The following is an 886-nucleotide window of genomic DNA, read 5'->3' as shown; positions in this document are numbered from 1 at the left end:
TTTGGAGCACACCGACATTCCCGCCGTACTCGGCGCACCGTTAGCAGCACTCACGGAAGTCGGTTGCTAACATATTGGTATCACATAAATTTTTGATGATTCGATGAAATTTTTAAGACAGGCTTTTAGCAAGGAGTCCAGGCAGGACTCCGATCCCAGAACGGGAGAAGCCCCATGAATGATCTTTCCTTGCAACTGCACGACTATCGGCTGACCACCGCCGAGATTCTGTATCACCTGCCCGACCATCCGGGTTTGCTGCAAAGCTTCATCTGGCAACACCTCGATATCGCGCCGAAATTTCCAGAGTTGAAACGGTTTCTCGACTTCTGGAGCCATTCGCTCGACGGCAAGCTCCATTCCGTGCGCGTAGCCGCCGCCGAAGGGATAACACCGGGCCGCTGGGGCGCGGTTCAGGCGGAGTTTCGGGTGCAGTAGCCCTATCCGCCGTTGAAGACCGATGCGCTTGGCACGTCAAACGCCCCTGGGGCGGCTTTTAAAGCCGCCCCAGATTTAAGGTGCGCGTAATCGCGACGGGGGCCGAACCAAACGGCTTCATGCAATTATCCCCCCTTCAGAAGGGGGGATTACCATATTTGTCAATCCCGTCGGTCTAATGCGCACGATAGGCGACAGAGGGTGCATAGCCCGACGCTAAAAAAGAAACTGAAACCGCCCGAGACATGAATTTGAATCAGGTAATTTTTCAAACTATCTTTTATAGGGAAATAACCCTATTATATATCGACTCAAAAGCTCAGATCCGCTGAAGCTCGATACCGGAGGCTGTCATTGTATGGTTTTCTACGTATTTTTGGGCCATCAGTGTCCAGCCTGACCTTAAATGAGTTTATAAAAACAATGCTGGCACATTAAAAGTGACAGT

Annotated in this window: 1 protein-coding gene; it reads left to right on the top strand. The window is 51.1% G+C overall.

The annotated features are described in order from the left end of the window. The first annotated feature begins 174 nt into the window (after positions 1–174). Positions 175–438 carry an usg protein gene (locus VZ95_RS19060; RefSeq protein WP_045777269.1) on the top strand — a complete coding sequence of 88 codons (264 nt, stop codon included), beginning with the start codon at positions 175–177 and terminating at the stop codon, positions 436–438. Positions 439–886: the final 448 nt, after the last annotated feature.

It is taken from the genome of Elstera litoralis, assembly GCF_000963705.1.
Lineage (GTDB): Bacteria > Pseudomonadota > Alphaproteobacteria > Elsterales > Elsteraceae > Elstera > Elstera litoralis.
The sequence above is the reverse complement of the archived record's forward strand: the minus strand, read 5'-3'. Positions and strand labels throughout refer to the sequence as shown.